Source organism: Bartonella sp. AA2SXKL, from assembly GCF_042197205.1.
Classification (GTDB): domain Bacteria; phylum Pseudomonadota; class Alphaproteobacteria; order Rhizobiales; family Rhizobiaceae; genus Bartonella.
Genome location: NZ_JBHIRN010000169.1, coordinates 341 through 681, shown reverse-complemented (window position 1 = coordinate 681; position 341 = coordinate 341).

Sequence of the window (341 nt, the reverse complement as noted above, 5' to 3'; positions counted from 1 at the left end):
GAAAGAGACAATGATAAAGGAAACGAGGATGAAGGAGACGGGGATGAAGGAAATGTGTGAGAAAGAAGAGTAAGAAAAAGTTTATGACGATGATGAAATCTTCACTATGGAAAGCGTGCTGCGTTTTTGAAAAGTCTGGGGTGGCCGGTGAAAATCGAGGGAAAAGGCGACTATTTGATGATCTATTATTTACCAGATTGCGAAGTGTAATTTCTCTATAATGATGAAATCAGCAAAGATTACCTACAATTTGATTACGGGCTTTTAATAATAAACGGTGTTTTTATTGTTACTTTACTGCTACTTGTCAGACCATTAATCCTTGCAATTCTTATGTTTTG